This is a genomic window from Kocuria soli, from assembly GCF_003797835.1.
Taxonomy (GTDB): domain Bacteria; phylum Actinomycetota; class Actinomycetes; order Actinomycetales; family Micrococcaceae; genus Kocuria; species Kocuria soli.
Map to the genome: position 1 here is coordinate 90234 of NZ_RKMF01000001.1, position 18746 is coordinate 108979.

Below are 18746 nucleotides of genomic sequence, written 5' to 3' on the forward strand. Positions count from 1 at the left end.
AGTCACCAACCGGGACGCTCACCGACCGCCATCCGGGAGGACCGCCCCCGGGAACGCGGCGGGACCACGAGCTCGTACCCGCCGTCGGCCCGAACCTCCAGCACGGGTTCCCTGGGCGAGAGGTCTCCGGGCCGGGCGATGACCTCCACGACCGAGCGCGACGGTGCCAGATCCTGGATCAGGCACGCGACACTTGCTGCCAGGAGTTCGCGCTGGGGTCTACCGACGGTCCCCGGGGTTCCCAGGGCGTCACCGAGCCAGCTGTCGCGGGACTCCCCTCCCGGGGACTCGGGCTGCGTCTCGTGGGTCCCGCTATTCCTGGGAACCTCCACACCGAGGTCGAGATGGCGGGCCAGTTGACTGAGGTTGACCCAGGCCCCGCCGCGCGAATGCCCGCTCAGTTCGGTCACGCTCTGCCGCTCCGGGAGAATCACTGCGAAGTAGCGGATGTCGAAGCGCCGGTGCAGGAACTCGGGAGTCACCCATCGGGAAACCGGCCACAACAGGTCGGTACGCAGACTGAGGTGACGCTGCACCAGCAGGTCTCGCAGGCTCAGTTCCAGGCGGTACAGCTCGTCGCGCACTGCGGACCAATCGCGTCCTCCCACGGTCTGCACGGTCGAGTACTTGTCGGCACCGGCCAACAGGATTCCGGTGATCTCGAACAGTTCCCGGGCCGCCGTCACCGTGACCCGCCGGGCTGCACCGACGTCGTCGTTCCACCGCCGACCCCATTCGATTGAGGTCGGGCCGATCCACGGCAGTGGGTCGTCGTCGCCGGCCTCCACCGGGCCGCCGGGAAAGTTCACGGGACCGAACGGTGAGCGTTTGGCGTGCGTCGTCAGGTAGGTCTCGACGCCGTCCGGGCTGTCGCGCAGAAGGATGACGGCGGCCGCGTCCACGGGCGAGACGGGTTGCAGGGAGCCGCCCGCGTCGAGCCAGACCCCGGCCGCCTGCCAGTACTCCGGCAGAAGCGGAAACCGACGCGGGCGGCGTGAGGGGTCAGGCGAATTCGGCAACCAGTTCCACCTCGACCGGCGAGTTGAGGGGAAGCACGGCGACCCCGACGGCGGACCGCGCGTGTACGCCCGCGTCGCCCAGGACGTCGCCCAGGAGGTGGGAGGCACCGTTGATCACGGTGGGCTGGGCGTGGAAATCGGGGTCAGAGGCCACGAAGCCCACCACCTTGACGACGCGCACGATGCGGTCGAGATCCCCGATGACTCCCTTGACGGCAGCCAACGCATTGAGCGCGGCAACAGCGGCCAGCTCGGCGGCCCGGTCAGCAGAAACCAGGCCTTCGCCTTCGCCGACTTTGCCGAGTTCGCGCAGGTTGCCGTCCACGAACGGAAGCTGGCCGGAGGTGTGGACGTAGTTCCCCGTGATCAGAGCAGGGACGTAGACACCAGCCGGCGCGGGAACCTCCGGGAGTGTGCGTCCGAGTTCGGCGATACGAGTCTCCACCCGGTTGGCCATGCTCAGCTCTCCTTGGGTCGCTTGAAGTAGGCGATCGGGTTGGTCTGCGCCGGGGCGTTGACGGCAGCGTCGGGTGTGGAGGCCTGCTGCGTGCCCGGGAGAACTGCCACCAGCTCCCACCCCTCGGAACCGAAGTTGTCCAGAATCTGCTTGGTCGCGTGGATCATGATGGGCGCGGTCATGTATTCCCATGTGGTCATGACCCCCACACTATCGGGTTGTGGAGGGGCCACGCCCCGGGTCCCCGGGGTTCCCAGGTACGGCTTGTAAACTGGCGGAATGGCATCCTCCAACTCTTCCGCGGACAGTAGCGGCAGCTCCACACTCGGGCGGGTCGTGGCGTTCATCGCCACCAGCCTCCTGGCAGGCCTGGTGGTCACCGGGCTCGTCTTTCCTCCTGCCGCGGCGATGGGGATGGCCGCCAACGGCTCAATCGGGTGGTTCAAGGACCTGCCGACGGACTTCGAGGACGGCCCACTCTCCGAGTCCTCCACGGTCTACGCCCGCGACGGGAAAACGGTGCTCACCAAGTTCTACTCGGAGAACCGCACCCCCGTGAGCTTGGACGAGATCTCGCCGAACATGAAGGACGCAATCCTCTCCATCGAGGACCGCGACTTCTACAACCACGGTGGCGTCTCGGTCGGCGGCATCGCCCGCGCGATCGGCAACAACCTGATCGGCGCCGGAGGTCGTCAGGGTGCCTCGACGATCACCCAGCAGTACGTCAACAACTTGATCATCGACCAGGACGTACGCGCCGGCCGCGACCCCTCAACCCTGGGTGCCAACAAGGGCTACGCGGACAAGCTGCGTGAGGTGAAGCTGTCGATGTCCATGGAGCAGGAGAAGTCCAAGGACGAGATCCTCGAGGGCTACCTCAACATCGCTTTGTTCGGCCCGCGTAACTACGGAGTGGAAGCCGCGTCCCAGTTCTACTGGGGCATCCCTGCCTCCGATCTGAGCGTGGCGCAGGCCGCGACCTTGGCCGGCCTGGTGCAGTCGCCCACCTATTACGATCCGGCGACCAACCCGGAGAAATCCGTTGAACGACGCAACGTGGTGCTCTACACCATGCTGGACGAAGGCAAGATCACCCAGAAGGAGTACGACGAGGCCAAGGCCGAACCGCTCGACCTGGACCTGCACCCCACCCAGGCCGGCTGTACCGCTGCCGAGGACGCGCCGTACTTCTGCGACTACGTCGAGAACCAGATCCTGGCCTCCGACGAATTCGGTGCCAACCCCGAAGAACGTCTGAACACGCTGGAGCGGGGTGGGCTGGACATCGTCACGACCTTGGACATGGACGCCCAGAAGGAGGCCAACAAGGCCGTCAACGAGACCCAGCCGCGCGACGACAACGAGGAGAACATCGGCAGCTCGATGGTCTCGGTGGAACCGGGGACCGGAAACATCGTGGCCATGGCGCAGAACACCTACTACACCGCCGAGCAAGGTGCCTCCAAGACCACGTACAACTTCAACACCGACACCTGGGACGGCGGGACCGGCGGCTACCAGGTGGGCTCGACCTTCAAACCCATGACCCTGCTGGGTTGGGTGGATGCCGGACACTCCGTCAAGGAGCAGGTGGACGCCGACAAGATGTCCTACCCGGCCGACTTCCCGTGGAAGGCCTCCTGTGTGGACGGCGGTGCGATTTTCGAACCGGGCAACGACGGCACCGGCTTCTCGTTCGAGAACGCCTCCCGTGGGTTCAACCGCAAGATGTCGGCGGACTACGGGATGTACAACTCCGTCAACTCGGCCACCTACGCCATGGCCTCCGAACTGGACCTGTGCCGCATCGGTGAATTGGCAGAGGACCTCGGCATCCACAACGGCCAGACCGGTGAACCGGTGAACACCGCTCAGCTGTCGGCCCTTCTGGGTGGCTCCGACGACAACATCTCGCCCATGACCATGGCCACCGCCTACGCGACCTTCGCCAACGACGGCGTGCGCTGTGACGCCCGCGCCTTCCTCTCCATCAAGGACTCCCGGGGCAAGGAGTACGACGTCCCCGAGCCCAACTGCGAGCGGGCGATCAGCGAGGACGATGCTCGAGCCGTGAACTACGTGCTCAAGGAGGTCCTGGTCAGAGGGTCGGGTTACAAGATCGGGATCGACCTGCCGAATGCCTCGGCGGGCAAGACCGGCACCACGGACAACTCGACCCAGACCTGGGTGGTCGGGTACACCAAGGGACTGTCAACCGCTTCCTGGGTGGGCAACTACCTTGAAGGCTCTCGGTCCCTGAACGACGTCTCCATCGGCGGCGACACCCCGGCGTCGCAGACCTCCGACCCGGACGACTGGGTGGACGGCTCGACCTACGCGGGTGGGCAGTGGCAGCGCTTCATGCAGGCCACGGCCCCTGACTACGACACGTCGACCTTCCCGGACCCGCCGTCGAACCTGACTGCTGGTAGCGGGTCGAGCCCGGCCCCCGCCGCCGGGGCCGGCGCCGCGGCGGACTCCGCCGTCGACCCGGACACGGACAACTGACCCGTGAGATCCACACAACGATGACGATTCAGACGAGCCGACTCGCGTCCGTGGCCGCCACTTCCTTGGCGGCCACGGCCGTATCCGGGGCTGCCGTGACCGGGTGGGCGGTGTTCGGCGAACGACGACGGTTCCGGGTCCGGCACGAACGACTCGCCGTCCTGGCTCCTGGCGCCACCGATCTGCGAATCCTGCAGATTTCCGACCTGCACACGGTGCCCGGCCAGGAGGCCAAGAAGCGCTTTGTCCACGGCCTGGCCGAACTCGAACCCGACCTCGTCCTGGACACGGGCGACAACCTTTCGCACCCCCAGGCCCTGCCCTACTTGCTGGAGATCCTGGAACCGCTGCTGAAGTTGCCCGGTCTTTACGTTCCCGGTTCCAACTGCTACTTCGCGCCCATGCTCAAGAACCCGGCCCGGTACCTGTGGAAGTCCTCGACCTCGGACGAGGACCGGACGCAGGCGCAGCTGCTCCCGTGGCGGCAGATGCACCGCGCCTTCGACGAGGCCGGCTGGGTGGGGGTGATCAACCGGGCCGACCGCGTGAAAGTGGGCGAGCACGTCATCGACGTGTCCGGCGTGGACGACCCACATCTGGGGTACGACCGTCACCCGGGCTTCCTTGCCCCCGACCAGCCCGGTTCGGGCCGTGGTCGATTCACCGACCCCGGCACGGCACCGTCGTCGTTGCGACTGGGCCTCACCCACGCGCCCTACCTGCGCGCAATCAACCGGTTTGCTGACGACGGCGCCGACCTGGTGGTGGCGGGTCACACGCACGGCGGTCAGGTGTGTCTGCCGGGTGGACGAGCTCTGGTCAGCAACTGCGACCTCGAACCCGAGCGCTGCAAGGGAGTCACGTCCCAGGGGGGTGTGCCGATCCAGATTTCCGCGGGCCTGGGCGAGTCCAGGTTCGCCCCCGTGCGGCTGTTCTGTCCCCCGGAAGCGGTCCTGATGACGCTCACCGCAAGGGCCTGAGGCCCCCGCCCGACGGATTTCACTTCCCGTGGCCCAGCCCGTATGATGATCGGGTTGCTCACAGGCTCACGGCCCGGTTGAGTGCATCGGGATGTGGCGCAGCTTGGTAGCGCGCCTCGTTCGGGACGAGGAGGTCGCAGGTTCAAATCCTGTCATCCCGACATCGTGAAACCCCCGAACCCTCATGGGTTCGGGGGTTTTGTCATGTCTGCGCGCGACCACACCGTTTTGTGTCGACCACACCGGTATACGCGGTGTGGTCGACACAAAACGGTGTGGTCGGCAGAGGGAGCACCCGGTTACCCGCAGCTGTGAACGGTGGAAACGACGGAGCGGCTCCTTCCTGGGCCGAAGGAGCCGCTCGGCGTTCCACCTCAGATGGTCTCGGTTCGTCGCCGGGCCACGAGGGGATCCAATCCTCGTGCGGCGATCTGAGAACCTGGTGCCGATGGGGAGAGCATCAGCAGTCCTTAGACCCTTCCGGAGCTTCCCGACCCGGACGCCGCCCCCACCTGTCGAACCGGGGGATGGAACGCCCCGGCAGTGAATCGCGATGTTCCTCACCGAATCGAGTCGCCCGCATCTGGTCGTTACGGGCGTCGCTCAAGTAGAAGTATCCGAGCGGGGAATGCGTTGCACTATGGACTTTGGTCCAGGTGTTGCGAATCGACGCAGAATTGGCCGCCAAGGGACGTCCGCGCACGAATCCACGACGGCGGCCGTCAGGCGCTCTGCCCGACCTCGGTGAACGGTCCCTCCGGGGCGAAGATGCTCCCGGTCAACCTCTGGTAGCACTCGATGTAGCGTTCACGGGTCTTCTGGACCACGTCTTCTGGCAACGCGGGGGTCGGGCCGTGACCGCTCCAGCCCGATTCGGGCGAATGCAACCAGTCCCGGACGAACTGCTTGTCGAAGGAGGGCTGGGACTTGCCCGGCTCCCAGGTTTCAACGGCCCAGAACCGGCTCGAATCCGGGGTGAGGACCTCGTCCCCCAACGTGATGGCGCCCCGGTAGGAGTCCAGGCCGTACTCCAACTTGGTGTCCGCCAGGATGATGCCGCGCTCCCGGGCGATCGCCTCGGCGCGGGAGTAGATCTCCAAGGACAGTTCTCGTAGCCGGTCGGACACGGCGCGGCCCATGCCCTCGACCATCTCCTCGAAGGTGATCGGTTCGTCGTGCTCACCGATCTCGGCCTTGCCCGTAGGCGTGAAAATCGGCGGTTCCAGACGCGAGCCGTCCACCAGTCCTTCGGGGAGCTCGACGCCGGACACGCTCCCCTGGTGCCGGTAGTCCTTCAGCCCCGACCCGGTCAGGTAGCCCCGCACAATGCCTTCGACCGGGAACATGGAGAGGTTCTTGCACACCATCGCCCGGCCACGGACCTCGTCCGGGACGTTCGTGGAGAGCACGTGATTGGGCACCTCGGCGAGCTGTTCGAACCACCACAAGGACAGTTGTGTGAGCACGGTGCCCTTGTCCGGGATCTCGGTGGGCAGGACCTGGTCGAAGGCGGAGATCCGGTCCGTCGCCAGTACGAGCACACAGCCGGCCCGGTACTCGGCGTTGTCATCGACGGAGGTTCCCGTGGCCACCATGCGGTCGTCCTCGGGGACGTAGAGTTCACGGACCTTGCCGGAATACACGTGCCGCCAGCCGTCCAGGTTCGGCGGGGCCGGATGACCGGGGAACTTGGGATGCTCGGGACGCCCGTCCGGCAGAACTGAGGAGGGTCGGGACTCGGACATGCTGTGCTCCTGGTGATTCATGAAGGGTCGTGAGTGGTCGATGACGCGCGTCGTCGGGCCGTGTCCGGGCTATTCCACGGTGATGAGGCCCTGCGCTGCCTTGGCGGCGATGTCCGTGCGGTGTTGGGAGCCGTCGAGGCTGATACGGGCAACCCCTTGGTAAGCGCGTTCACGGGCTTCGTCCAAGGTGGCCCCCAGCGCCACGACGGAGAGCACCCGGCCGCCGTCTGCCACGATGCGGCCGGCTTCGTCCAGGGCGGTCCCCGCGTGGAGCACCGAGACTCCGGGGACGGCAGCGGCGTCCGCGAGGCCCTCGATGACGTCTCCCTTGCGGGAGGACTCGGGATACCCCTCAGAGGCGACGACGACGTTGACGCTCACCTCCTGCTTCCAGGCCAGCGGGAGGTGGCGACTCTGCCCGAGCTCCCCGTTGGCGGCGTCCAGCAGGAGTTGGCCCAGCGGTGAGTCCAAGCGGGCGAGCACGGACTGGGTCTCCGGGTCGCCGAACCTGACATTGAACTCGATGACCTTGACGCCCCGGGAGGTGACGGCCAGACCGCAGTAGAGCACACCGTTGAACGGGGTGCCGCGGCGCGCCATTTCAGCTACCACGGGCCGGGCCACGGACTCCACGACCTGATCGACGAACCCCTCCGGCAGCCAGTCCAACGGGGTGTAGGCCCCCATCCCCCCGGTGTTGGGACCCAGGTCGCCGTCGAAGACCCGCTTGAAGTCCTGAGCCGGTGACAGCGGAACCACGTCCTGCCCGTCGCACAGGACGAACAGCGAGACCTCCGGACCGTCCAGGAACTCCTCGATGACCACCTGTCCGCCGGCTCGGAAACAGGCTCGGGCGTGATCCAGTGCGACCTCACGGTCCTCGGTGACGACTACGCCTTTGCCCGCGGCCAGCCCGTCGTCCTTGACCACGTGCGGCGCACCGAACTCGTCCAGGGCGGCTGCGGCCTCGTCCTCGTTCCGACAGGTCCGCGCCCGCGCGGTCGGCACACCGGCTGCGGCCATCACGTCCTTGGCGAAGGCCTTGGAGGCTTCCAGGGCGGCGGCCGCCGCCGAAGGCCCGAAAACGGGGAACCCCGCGGCGCGCAGGTCGTCGGCGACCCCGGCGACCAGCGGGACCTCGGGACCGACCACCACCAGGTCAGCGGCCACCTCACGGGCCAGTTCCACCACGGCTGCGCCGTCGGAGGTGTTCACGGGGTGCACCGGCACGTCCTGGGCGATCCCCACGTTGCCCGGGGCGGCGTGGACCTCCTCCGCGGCCGGGTCGCGCAGGAGCGCACGGACAATGGCGTGTTCACGACCGCCGGGACCGATCACCAGAGTTTTCACGCTCAACAGCCTAGCGGCCGGGCCTGTCGGTGCCGCCCCTTCGCGCGGGTCGTTTCAGTCCTGGATACTGGGGGCATGACTCCCACCACCGCCCTCCTGCAGACCTTCAGCTCGGCCGACGCCGTGGACCTCGCCCAGGTCGAACGCAGCGGGTTCGTGGAGTCGCGTCACGTCGGCTCCGCGGTGGTCATGGGGCCCGACGGAGAAGTTCTCCTCTCCCTGGGCGACGCCACGACGCCGATCTTTCCGCGGTCCACGCTGAAGCCCTTCCAGGCCGCCGCCTCCCTCAAGGCAGGCGCCCCCTTGCAGTGGGACCAGATCGCCGTTGCGGCAGGATCACACCTGGCCACGGACGAGCAGCTGGAGTCCGTGCGCAGCATCCTCACCAAGGTCGGGCTGGACGAGTCCGCCCTGCAGTGCCCCCGGGTGGACCGGCGTGGCCGTCCGGCTCCGGAGGGCGATTCCGGGTCACGGCTCCACTACAACTGCTCCGGCAAGCACGCCGCGTTCCTGGCGGCCTGCGTGGAGAGCGAATGGGACACCCAGAGCTATCTGGATCCCGATCACCCGCTGCAGCGCACCGTCCTGAACACCGTCGAGGAATTCGCCCGGGAGACACCGGCGCTCGTGGGCGTCGACGGATGCGGTGCCCCACTGGCCGCCCTCTCCCTCACGGCGTTGGCTCGCCTGTTCTCCACGTTGGGGGCCTCCGCCTATAACATCCAGGCTGACGCACGGCTGGCCACCGTGGCGACGGCGATGCTGGACTACCCGGAATACGTGCATGCCCAGGGCAAGGCCAACACTCTGGTCATGGAGGACCTCGGGGTGATCGCAAAGCTCGGCGCCGAAGGGGTCCTGGGCCTGGCCACCCAGGACGGGGTCTCGGTCGCGCTCAAGATGCTGGACGGCAGCGGCCGCGCCAACAACCTGGTCGGTCTGGAGCTGCTCGTGGCAGTCGGGGCCCTGGAACGCAGCCGGCTCGAGGGCGTCGTCGACCGCCTGACACCCACGATCACCGGTGGCGACGACGTCGTGGGGCGGCTCGCCGTGAGCCCGGTGGTCGAGGCGGCGGCCGCGCAGTTCGCAGCGTCAAAACCGACGACGGAAGACAACACCGAGTCGGAGGAACGGGGCTGATGGCGCGACGCCGGATCGACCCGGCCGACGGAACCCTAGCGCTGGCCGCCTGGCGGCGCGACCCCACCGGCGTGGGACGCAAGACCCTGGCCACCGCGGTGCGCTTCACTCTCGAGGAACTCGGAGAGAGGGCCCCGGGGAACTCCGTGGAGGTCCGGGTCCCACCGTTCGGAGTCACTCAGTGCATCCCTGGGCCGCGGCACACCCGAGGCACTCCCCCCAATGTCGTGGAAACCGACCCGGCCACCTGGTTGGCACTGGCCACGGCCGGAACGACGTGGGAACGCGCGATGGCCGACGGCGCGATTGACGCCTCCGGCACCCGGGCAGATCTCGGGGCGGTGCTCCCCCTGTTCTCCGGGGCATGAGCGGCGGCCGATCCGCACCGTGAAGCGCAGCATCCAGCGGAGGACTCCGGTGAATCGCGTTAGGCTGGAAACCATGGTTCACGCAGACCGATCGACCGATCCGCAGGCCCTCGAACACGACGGCGACGCTGCCCACGGCGCACCGGACCACGCCACGGACGCCTCCCGCGCTCCCTCGGATGCCTCTCCCGAGACGGCCACCGCAGCCGACTCGAATGCCGATGCCGACATCGTGACCACGATGTCCTACCGCCGCGCACCCAAACTGCCGGTGTTCCTGGTCCTGGGCGGAGCGCTCGGAGCGGTGGTCGGGATGTTCGTCGGGGTCCTGGGATCGGGCAACGCCATGTTCACCAGCGGACAGGTCGTCGGCTACATGATGGCGATCTTCGCGCTGCTGGGCTTCGCGGCCGGAGCCGTGGTCGCACTGCTCCTGGACCGCCGCTCCCTCAAGAAGGCCCACGACGTGGAGGTCGAGGTCGAAGACCGCCCCGCCGGTGGGCGTCCGGACGTGAGAGACTGACCCCGTGGCGCGCCCTGACGGAAAGCTCAGCTTCGAAACGTTCCCCGGTGAGAAGTCACCGCAAGACGAATGCGGCGTGTTCGGGGTGTGGGCCCCGGGCGAAGACGTCGCAAAACTCGCGTACTACGGGCTCTACGCCCTGCAGCACCGCGGGCAGGAATCGGCGGGCATCGCGACCTCGAGCGGGTCGCAGATCCGTGTCTACAAGGACATGGGACTGGTGTCCCAGGTCTTCGATGAGGCCACGCTGAACACCCTGACCGGTCACATTGCGGTGGGGCACTGCCGTTACTCGACCACGGGCGGCTCCACCTGGACCAATGCCCAACCCACGCTGGGTGGCACCCCGCACGGAACCGTGGCGTTGGCGCACAACGGCAACCTGACCAACTCCGCCGAGCTCTACGACGGCCTGATCGACAAGTCAGGGTTTCCGTCCCGGGGCGAGATGGCCATGGGCAACACGACGGATACCGCCCTGGTGACTTCTCTGCTCGCGGAGCACCCGCACGGGTCCCTCGAAGAGGCCGCCATGGCCCTGCTCCCCCAGTTGGTCGGCTCCTTCTGTCTGACCTTCATGGACGAGCACACCCTCTACGCGGCCCGCGACCCGCAGGGGATCCGGCCCCTGGTGCTGGGCCGGCTGGAACGGGGCTGGGTGGTGGCCTCGGAAACAGCCGCGCTGGACATCGTCGGTGCGTCCTTCGTCCGGGAAGTCGAGCCGGGCGAGTTCCTGGCCATCGACGAGGACGGGCTGCGCTCCCAGCGTTTCGCGGAGACCCGGCGAGCCGCGTGCGTGTTCGAGTACGTCTACCTTGCCCGCCCGGACACCTCGATCCACGGACGGTCGATCTACGAATCCCGCGTGGAGATGGGCCGACAGCTGGCCCGGGAACATGAGGTGGAAGCCGATCTGGTCATGCCGACCCCCGAATCCGGAACCCCCGCGGCGATCGGCTACGCCGAAGCCTCGGGGATCCCGTTCGGGAACGGTCTGGTCAAGAACGCCTACGTGGGTCGCACCTTCATCCAGCCCTCGGACACGATCCGACAGCTGGGCATCCGGCTCAAACTCAATCCGCTCAAGAGCGTGGTGGCGGGCAAACGCCTGGTGGTCGTGGACGACTCGATCGTTCGTGGCAACACCCAGCGTGCCCTGGTCCGCATGCTGCGTGAGGCCGGTGCCGCGGAGATCCACGTGCGCATCTCCTCCCCGCCTATCAAGTGGCCGTGCTTCTACGGGATCGACTTCGCCTCACGTGCCGAGTTGATAGCCAACGGTCTGACGATCAAGGACATCTGCGAGTCCCTGGGTGCGGACTCCCTCGGGTACATCTCCGAAGAGGGGATGGTCGCCGCCACCCAGCAGCAGCCGGACGAACTCTGCACGGCGTGCTTCTCCGGCCGGTACCCGACTGAGCTACCGGCCGCCGAAGATCTCGGGAAGTCCGTGGTCGAGTCCCGGCGTTCCGCTCCGTCCACCCCGAGCACCTCAGCCGTCCCGTCCGTTGCCTCCTCGGCCCCGCCCTCGGAGGTGTCCGTGGCCGAAGGCCTGGAGACTGCCGCCCCGGAGGCCTGCGAACCGGGGCCCGATTCGGATCTCGAAGAGCTGGTCCTGGACGAGGACAAGCGAAACACCCACCACGCACACAACCAGTGAGGACCCTCCGGTGACCCAATCCGCTCACCCGCCCCAGGCCATCACCTACGCCGAGTCCGGTGTGGACGTTGAGGCCGGTGATCGGGCCGTCGAACTCATGAAGGCGGCCGTCAAGGCCACGCACACACCCCAGGTCGTGGGCGGGGTGGGCGGCTTCGCGGGCCTGTTCGACGCCAAGGCGCTGACGAGATTCCGCGCCCCGTACATGGCCACGTCCACCGACGGCGTGGGGACGAAGGTCGCCATCGCCCAGGCCCTGGACGTCCACGACACCATCGGCTGGGACCTGGTGGGCATGGTGGTCGACGACATCGTGGTGGTCGGCGCCGAACCGCTGTTCATGACCGACTACATCGCCACCGGGCGGGTGGTTCCCGAACGCGTGGCGGACATCGTGCGCGGCATCGCGGCCGCCTGCGAATCGGCGGGGACGGCGCTGGTCGGCGGAGAAACGGCCGAGCACCCCGGGCTCCTGCGCCCGGACGAGTACGACGTCGCGGGTGCCGCGACCGGTGTGGTGGAGGCCGACGAACTGCTGGGCCCCGATCGCGTGCGCCCCGGTGACGTGCTGATCGGCATGGCCTCCTCCGGCCTCCACTCCAACGGGTATTCGCTGGTCCGGCGTGTGGTGAGCGTGGCCGGGTGGTCCCTGGACCGGGACGTCCCCGAGCTCGGTCGCACGCTGGGCGAGGAGCTGCTCGAACCCACCCGTGTCTACGCGGCCGACGTGCTGGACCTGGCCCGAACTTTCCCCGTCAACGGCGGCCGCGACGACGACGCCGGGGCAACCGGTCAGGGCGTACGCGCCTTCACCCACGTCACCGGAGGCGGGCTGGCTGCGAACCTGGCTCGGGTCCTGCCCTCGGGTCTCACCGCCACGGTCGAACGCTCCACGTGGTCGCTCCCCCCGGTCTTCCAGCTGGTCTCGACGTTGGGCAACGTGCCGCTGGCCGACCTGGAACGCACCCTCAACCTGGGCGTGGGGATGATCGCCGTCGTGGATCCTTCGATTGCCGACCGCGCCGTCGAGCACCTGGAGGCACGCGGTGTGCCCTCCTGGGTCCTCGGTTCCGTCCAGGCCACCGACCCCGCGACCGTGGGTTCCGGGCCCGACTGGGTCCAGGGCGCCAAGGGCGTGGACGGCGGGCTGGTGCACATGGCAGGCGACTACGCCTCCTGATCCCGGCACCGGTCGTCACGCCGAGAACATGACCTCACAACGGGAAGAGGGTCAGATCCAGGTGTGGATCTGACCCTCTTCCGCCATCCGCGTCACCGCGGAATGTCTGTGTCGAGTGACGTCAGCGGTAGTCGTCGTCGGTGTCGTACCCGGAATCCTCCGAGTAGTCGTCACCCTCCGTGAAGTCGTCCTCGTAGGGAGCGACGGCGGGCCGGGTAGAACCGGACTGTCGCAGTTCCCGCTGAAGGGCGGAGTAGTCGGTCTGCGGGCTGAAGTACTTCATCTCCCGCGCCTGTCGCGTTGCCTTCGCCTTTTGACGGCCGCGCCCCATGAGCGTGACCCCCTCTGTCTCTCGGTCCCGGTCGGCGGTACGTTTGGCACACAATACGGCCCCGGGTGTTTTCAGTCTGTGTCGTGGCCCCAGCGTACACGGTCGGACCGCGCGGCTCGACTCCCATGCACCCGCAATGTGCGGTGAACACGGGGCCGAACCGCGCGTCGGATCCGGCACCCGGTCAGGATTCCTGGGTGCCCTGATCCTCCCCGTCCGTGGTGACGATCAGGCCGTCTGCGGCAACATCGGGGTTGACGTCCACGTGCACCGTGTCACCGTCGGCGATGGTGCCAGCCAACAATCCCTTGGCGAGTTTGTCGCCGATCTCACGCTGCACCAGTCGACGCAACGGCCTGGCACCGTAGGCGGGGTCGTAGCCCGTGATCCCCAACCATTCCGTGGCCGCGGGGCTGACCTCCAGGGTCAACCTGCGCTGCGCCAGACGTTCGGCCAGCTTGGCCACCTGGATGTCCACGATCTTCGAGAGGTCCTCCGTGGACAGCGGATCGAACATGATGACTTCGTCCAACCGGTTCAGGAACTCGGGTTTGAACGAGGCGTTGACCACGTTCATGACCGCGTCCTTCTTGGCCGCCTCGTCCATGGTCGGGTCCACCAGGAACTGGCTGCCCATGTTGGAGGTCAGGATCAGGATGGTGTTCCGGAAGTCCACGGTGCGTCCCTGGCCGTCGGTCAGGCGACCGTCGTCCAGCACCTGCAGGAGGATGTCGAAGACCTCCGGGTGGGCCTTCTCGACCTCGTCCAACAGGACCACGGAGTAGGGGCGACGCCGGACCGCTTCGGTCAGCTGGCCGCCCTCCTCGTAGCCCACGTAGCCGGGAGGAGCCCCGACCAGACGGGCCACGGAGTGCTTCTCCGCGTACTCGGACATGTCGATGCGCACCAGAGCGCGTTCGTCGTCGAACTGGAACTCGGCCAGGGACTTGGCCAGCTCCGTCTTGCCGACGCCCGTGGGCCCCAGGAACAGGAACGAACCGATCGGCCGGTCCGGGTCCGAGATCCCCGCACGCGAGCGCCGTACAGCGTCGGCGACGGCCACGACGGCCTGGCTCTGGCCGATGAGCCGCTGTCCCAGGCGCTGCTCCATGTGGAGCAGCTTCTCCGACTCGCCCTGCAACATGCGTCCGGCGGGGATGCCGGTCCAGGCGGAGATGACCTCGGCGACGTCGTCGGCCGTGACCTCCTCCGAGACCATGGATTCCCGTTCGGGCTCCGCGGCCTCCTGAGCCTGGGCGACGTCCAGCTCCTTCTGCAGGGCAGGGATCTCGCCGTAGAGCAGCCGCGAGGCCTCCCCCAGGTCGCCGCCGCGCTGGGCTCGTTCGGCCTGCGAGCGCAGTTCGTCGATCTTGGCCTTGAGCTCGCCCACGCGGTTGAGGCCGGCCTTCTCCTGCTCCCAACGCGCGTTGAGGGCATCCAGCTCGGCCTGCTTGTCGGCCTTGTCCTGTCGCAGCGCGTCGAGGCGCTCGACGGAGGCGGGATCGGTTTCGTCCTTGAGTGCCAGCTCCTCCATGGTCAGTCGGTCCACCTGGCGGCGCAGCTGGTCGATCTCCTCCGGGGCGGAGTCGATCTCCATGCGCAACCGGGAGGCCGCCTCGTCCACCAGGTCGATGGCCTTGTCCGGAAGCTGGCGTCCCGGGATGAACCGGTTGGACAGTACGGCCGAGGCCACCAGCGCGGAGTCCGCGATCTGGACCTTGTGGTGGGCCTCGTACCGCTCCTTGAGGCCGCGGAGGATCGCAATCGTGTCCTCGACGGAGGGCTCACCGACGTAGACCTGCTGGAACCGACGTTCCAGTGCGGCGTCCTTCTCGATGTTCTCCCGGTACTCGTCCAGCGTGGTGGCACCGATCAGGCGCAGTTCACCGCGGGCCAGCATGGGCTTCAACATGTTGCCGGCGTCCATGGCGCCTTCGGATCCGCCACCGGCACCGACGACCGTGTGGAGTTCGTCGATGAAGGTGACCACCTGGCCCTCGGAGGTCTTGATCTCGTCCAGGACGGCCTTGAGTCGTTCCTCGAATTCGCCGCGGTACTTGGCACCGGCGACCATCGAGCCCAGGTCCAAGGAGATCAGGGTCTTGCCCCGCAGGGTTTCGGGAACGTCACCCTCCACCATGCGCTGCGCCAGACCTTCGACGACGGCGGTCTTGCCCACACCGGGCTCGCCGATCAGAACCGGGTTGTTCTTGGTCCGGCGCGACAGCACCTGAACCACCCGCCGGATCTCCGAGTCGCGGCCGATCACGGGATCCAACTTGCCCTCACGCGCGATGGCCGTCAGATCGGTGCCGTACTTCTCCAGGGCCTGGAAGGTACCTTCCGGGTCCGGACTGGTCACGCGACGGTCGCCGCGCACCGCGGGGACGGTCTCCCGGATCGTGGCCGCATCGGCTCCCGCCTCGGCCAGGATGCGCGCGGCGGGGCTGTCGACCTCAGCCAGGGCATACAGGAGATGCTCGGTCGAAACGTATTCGTCCCCGAGTCCCTGGGCGAACTTCTCCGCAGTTTGCACGACCTGCAGGGACGCACGGTTGAACTGCGCCTGAGCCGCGGTGGAGCCAGTCGCCGACGGCAACGCCGCCTCGGCGGCTGCAGCCTTGGCTACCACCGCGGCGACGTCGACCCCGGCCGCTTCCAGGACGGCGACGGCGACGCCGTCGCGCTGATCCAGGAGCGCCTTGAGCAGATGAACGGGTTCGATCTGGGGGTTGCCGGCCGTCGATGCCTGCGTGGCCGCAGCGCTGACGGCCTCCTGTGAACGAGTGGTGAGCTTGGTGTCCATGGCGATTCCTCTCTGTGCGCCGCGGAAGGTTCTTCCGGCACCGGGTGGCACCGTGGGGTCAATAACTTAAAGTTGAGTCTACTCGAATCAACTTTTCTTCGCCATACAAACTCATGTGATGTTGGCGATCACTCCTGGGATCCCGAAAGCAGGATGCCCCCGCTCGAGCGGTCTCGAGCGGGGGCATCCTCGGGGTGCAGGCGGTCATCGCCTGCCGACCCCCTGGAATCGAGTGCGCGTGCGCCAGGCGCGGTGCAGGTAGAAGAAGCCGGTCAACACGTGGAGCACGGCCCCGATCTCGACGGCGATCGCGCCCAGGAGCGTCATCAGCGGCAGGCCGAACGCAGGACCCGCAAGAACGGCCACGGCGCCGATCATCGTCAGCGCCGTCCGCACCTTGCCCAGCCAGGTCACCTGCACTTCGTAGGACCCCAACGCGAGCATGGCGACAGCCAGAACCAGGTCCACGGTGGCAATCATGATGATGGCCCACCACGGCAACAGCCCCACCCAGGCCAACGCGATGACCGCCAGGCCCAGCCCAAGGCGATCGGCCAGGGGATCCAGCCGGGCACCGAACCGGCTGTACTGGTTGAGCAGACGCGCCAGGAACCCGTCCACCCAGTCGGTCAGGGAGAAGACGGCCACCAGGATCAAGGGCAACGACGGCCGCTGGTCGATCCCGAAGATCGCGACGATGGCGGGAATGATCAACAGGAAGCGCAGGACCGTGAAGGCGTTGGGGATCGTCCAGACCCCGCTGTCCACGCGCTCGTCGTGGGATTCCTGCAGGGACGGGGGGACGACGCCGTCGCGCAGTGCCTGACCGAGCTTCACCGGTTCCCACCCCCGCGTGCGGAGGACTCGTGGCCGCGGGCACCGCCGAAGGACTCCACCCAGGCCTCGCGCATCCGATCCTCCTGCTCCGGATCGAGCTCGGGAGCCTGACCCCGAAGACGGGCTCGCGTGCCGCGCAGGTCGATCGCCGTCGAAATGACGGCAGCGACCGCGGCGACGAACGTCAACACGCCCACGGTGTTGGCGAACCCGGCGCTGAGCCCCACGTAGTCCTGGCCACCGACGGCCGCGGTGAACAGCGACTGCCCACGACCGTCGATCTTGTCCGGCAGGAAAGCACCCAGGACGAGCGCGCAGCCCCAGGCCGCGAGGACGCTCCAGGTGCTCGCAGCGCTGCTGACCCGCGGCCGGTGGCGGACGACGTCCATGCGCATGAGCGCCGCAGAGATCCACAACAGGACACCCAACGGCAGGGCCAGAGCGGTCAACCAGATCACGGCGCGCTCCCCGGGCCCGCCCAGGGGAACCGTGGCGAGAACGAACCAGGCGGCCACGAACAGCGGCATGACGGGAGCGATCACGGGCACGACGCGGCGCAAGGGGCCGATGGGCCGGTCCGTGAAGGGTGGTGTTTCCGCTGACACCCCGGGCCGCTCAGGATCGGGCGCTGCGTGGGGCTCTGCGGTCATGAGTTCAGTCTACGGAGCCCGTACGCGATCCCGAATCACCCCTGGGCCACACCCGAAATATATGCTATTTTTCTAATATGTCATCGAGCGAAGCCTCCTGTTCACCCCCCGCGGGGTCGGCATCGTGCGCCGGAGCCGGCGACGGACGGGCCGGATCAGCACCGCGTGGAGACGGACACGGGCACTCGCACGCACACTCACACGACGTCGCGAAGTCGTCCCGCACCCGCCTGGCCATCGCTTTCGGCATCACGGCCTCGGTGCTCCTGGCCCAGGTCATCGGCGCCGTGGTCACCGGCTCACTGGCACTGTTGGTGGACTCGGCACACATGGCCGTGGACGCGATCGGCCTGCTCCTGGCCCTCACCGCGTCCGTCCTGATGACCCGCCCGCAGTCGCCGCGCCGCAGCTGGGGTTGGTTGCGTGCGGAGACCATTGCCGCCGGCGTCCAGGCAACGGTCCTGCTCGCGGTGGGGATCTATGCGCTGGTCGAAGGAGTCCAGCGCCTGCTCGACCCTCCCCCGGCCGCGCAGTTCGACGTGCGTCTGCTGGCCGTGATCGGGGTGATCGGGCTGGTGGCCAACGCGTGCTCGCTGTGGGTGCTCACGAGCGCACGGAACAGTTCGCTCAATCTGCGCGCGGCATTCCTGGAGGTGCTCAACGACGCGCTCGGTTCGGTGGCCGTCATCATCGCCGCGATCGTCATTTCCACCACCGGTTGGACGGGCGCTGACGCAGTCGCCGGCATGGTGATCGCGTTGCTCATCATTCCGCGTTCGGCCCGCATACTCCGTGAATCCGGGTCCGTTCTCATGGAATCGGCCCCACGCGGGCTGGATCTCGAAGAGGTCGCCGCACATCTGGAGACCGTCCCCAACGTCTTGGCGGTACACGACCTGCACGCCTCCGTCGTGGCCACCGGGATTCCCGTGCTGACCGCGCACGTCGTGGTCGAGGACAGCAGTTTCCACGACGGTTCCGCACCGCGGATCCTGGACGATCTGCAGGCCTGCGCGGCAGAACACTTCCCCGTGTCCGTGGAGCACGCCACGTTCCAGCTGGAGCCCACGGGCCACACGGACCACGAGCGGTTGGGCCACGGGCCCCTCGACCCGGAATCCGCGCAGCAGCCGCACGGGCACACCCAGAGCTGAGCGCACACTCTTGTAATTACACGCGCACGGGGCGG

The 18746-nt window shown here is 67.7% G+C and carries 17 protein-coding genes and 1 tRNA gene; 9 read left to right on the top strand and 9 right to left on the bottom strand.

The features are described 5' to 3' along the window. Nucleotides 1-2 precede the first annotated feature (2 nt). From EDL96_RS00400 to EDL96_RS00410, 3 genes are read right to left on the bottom strand one after another with little or no spacing between them, the layout of a single operon-like run. On the bottom strand, nt 3-1019 hold the full coding sequence (locus tag EDL96_RS00400) for an NUDIX hydrolase (protein WP_123823488.1): 1017 nt from the start codon (nt 1017-1019) through the stop codon (nt 3-5). Continuing rightward, nucleotides 1003-1476 (bottom strand): RidA family protein, encoded by a 474-nt coding sequence (locus EDL96_RS00405; protein WP_123823489.1) that lies wholly within the window; start codon nt 1474-1476, stop codon nt 1003-1005. The genes EDL96_RS00400 and EDL96_RS00405 overlap by 17 nt, the downstream gene beginning before the upstream one ends. Before the next feature lie 2 nt (nt 1477-1478). Continuing rightward, on the bottom strand, nt 1479-1676 hold the full coding sequence (locus tag EDL96_RS00410) for a hypothetical protein (RefSeq protein WP_123823490.1): 198 nt from the start codon (nt 1674-1676) through the stop codon (nt 1479-1481). Between the two features lie 79 nt (nt 1677-1755). Between EDL96_RS00410 and EDL96_RS00415 the strand changes: the two genes are divergently transcribed. The 3 genes from EDL96_RS00415 to EDL96_RS00425 all read left to right on the top strand — a co-directional run bounded on the left by EDL96_RS00415 (nt 1756) and on the right by EDL96_RS00425 (nt 5128). Then, a complete protein-coding gene (locus EDL96_RS00415; RefSeq protein WP_123823491.1) occupies nt 1756-3987 on the top strand; it encodes a transglycosylase domain-containing protein in 2232 nt (743 codons plus the stop codon). Nucleotides 3988-4007: 20 nt separating this feature from the next. Next, on the top strand, nt 4008-4967 hold the full coding sequence (locus EDL96_RS00420; protein WP_123823492.1) for a metallophosphoesterase: 960 nt from the start codon (nt 4008-4010) through the stop codon (nt 4965-4967). An 87-nt stretch (nt 4968-5054) separates the two neighbouring features. Beyond that, nucleotides 5055-5128, top strand: a tRNA-Pro gene (locus EDL96_RS00425). A 561-nt stretch (nt 5129-5689) separates the two neighbouring features. Here the strand turns inward: EDL96_RS00425 and EDL96_RS00430 are convergent. Next, nucleotides 5690-6712, bottom strand: a complete 1023-nt coding sequence (locus EDL96_RS00430) for a phosphoribosylaminoimidazolesuccinocarboxamide synthase (RefSeq protein ID WP_123823493.1) — start codon at nt 6710-6712, stop codon at nt 5690-5692. 69 nt (nt 6713-6781) lie between these two features. Further along, nucleotides 6782-8062, bottom strand: coding sequence for a phosphoribosylamine--glycine ligase (gene purD, locus EDL96_RS00435; protein WP_123823494.1), 1281 nt, complete (start codon nt 8060-8062; stop codon nt 6782-6784). A 75-nt stretch (nt 8063-8137) separates the two neighbouring features. On the opposite strand from purD, the gene EDL96_RS00440 reads away from it, so the two are divergent. The 5 genes from EDL96_RS00440 to purM all read left to right on the top strand — a co-directional run bounded on the left by EDL96_RS00440 (nt 8138) and on the right by purM (nt 12933). Then, nucleotides 8138-9202, top strand: coding sequence for an asparaginase (locus EDL96_RS00440; RefSeq protein WP_123823495.1), 1065 nt, complete (start codon nt 8138-8140; stop codon nt 9200-9202). Next, nucleotides 9202-9570: a sterol carrier family protein gene (locus EDL96_RS00445; protein WP_123823496.1), complete on the top strand. Its 369-nt coding sequence runs from the start codon at nt 9202-9204 to the stop codon at nt 9568-9570. The genes EDL96_RS00440 and EDL96_RS00445 overlap by 1 nt, the downstream gene beginning before the upstream one ends. 73 nt (nt 9571-9643) lie before the next feature. Then, entirely contained in the window at nt 9644-10093 is a 450-nt protein-coding gene (locus tag EDL96_RS00450; RefSeq protein ID WP_123823497.1) for a hypothetical protein, read from the top strand. A gap of 4 nt (nt 10094-10097) precedes the next feature. Beyond that, on the top strand, nt 10098-11753 hold the full coding sequence (purF, locus tag EDL96_RS00455; protein WP_123823498.1) for an amidophosphoribosyltransferase: 1656 nt from the start codon (nt 10098-10100) through the stop codon (nt 11751-11753). Nucleotides 11754-11763: 10 nt separating this feature from the next. After that, nucleotides 11764-12933 carry a phosphoribosylformylglycinamidine cyclo-ligase gene (purM, locus tag EDL96_RS00460; RefSeq protein WP_123823499.1) on the top strand — a complete coding sequence of 390 codons (1170 nt, stop codon included), beginning with the start codon at nt 11764-11766 and terminating at the stop codon, nt 12931-12933. 121 nt (nt 12934-13054) lie between these two features. On the opposite strand, the gene EDL96_RS00465 is transcribed toward purM, so the two are convergent. The 4 genes from EDL96_RS00465 to EDL96_RS13320 all read right to left on the bottom strand — a co-directional run bounded on the left by EDL96_RS00465 (nt 13055) and on the right by EDL96_RS13320 (nt 17557). After that, entirely contained in the window at nt 13055-13264 is a 210-nt protein-coding gene (locus tag EDL96_RS00465) for a DUF3073 domain-containing protein (RefSeq protein ID WP_123823500.1), read from the bottom strand. A gap of 184 nt (nt 13265-13448) precedes the next feature. Further along, the gene (gene clpB, locus EDL96_RS00470; protein WP_123823501.1) at nt 13449-16070 is read right to left on the bottom strand and encodes an ATP-dependent chaperone ClpB; all 2622 of its coding nucleotides are present in this window, start codon (nt 16068-16070) and stop codon (nt 13449-13451) included. 204 nt (nt 16071-16274) lie between these two features. Then, the gene (locus EDL96_RS13315) at nt 16275-16907 is read right to left on the bottom strand and encodes a CDP-alcohol phosphatidyltransferase family protein (RefSeq protein ID WP_158609444.1); all 633 of its coding nucleotides are present in this window, start codon (nt 16905-16907) and stop codon (nt 16275-16277) included. Next, nucleotides 16904-17557, bottom strand: coding sequence for a hypothetical protein (locus EDL96_RS13320; RefSeq protein WP_158609445.1), 654 nt, complete (start codon nt 17555-17557; stop codon nt 16904-16906). The genes EDL96_RS13315 and EDL96_RS13320 overlap by 4 nt, the downstream gene beginning before the upstream one ends. 77 nt (nt 17558-17634) lie before the next feature. Here EDL96_RS13320 and EDL96_RS00480 point away from each other — a divergent pair, with 77 nt between their 5' ends. Beyond that, complete coding sequence (locus EDL96_RS00480) at nt 17635-18711, top strand: cation diffusion facilitator family transporter (protein ID WP_123823503.1); 1077 nt, start codon at nt 17635-17637, stop codon at nt 18709-18711. Nucleotides 18712-18746: the final 35 nt, after the last annotated feature.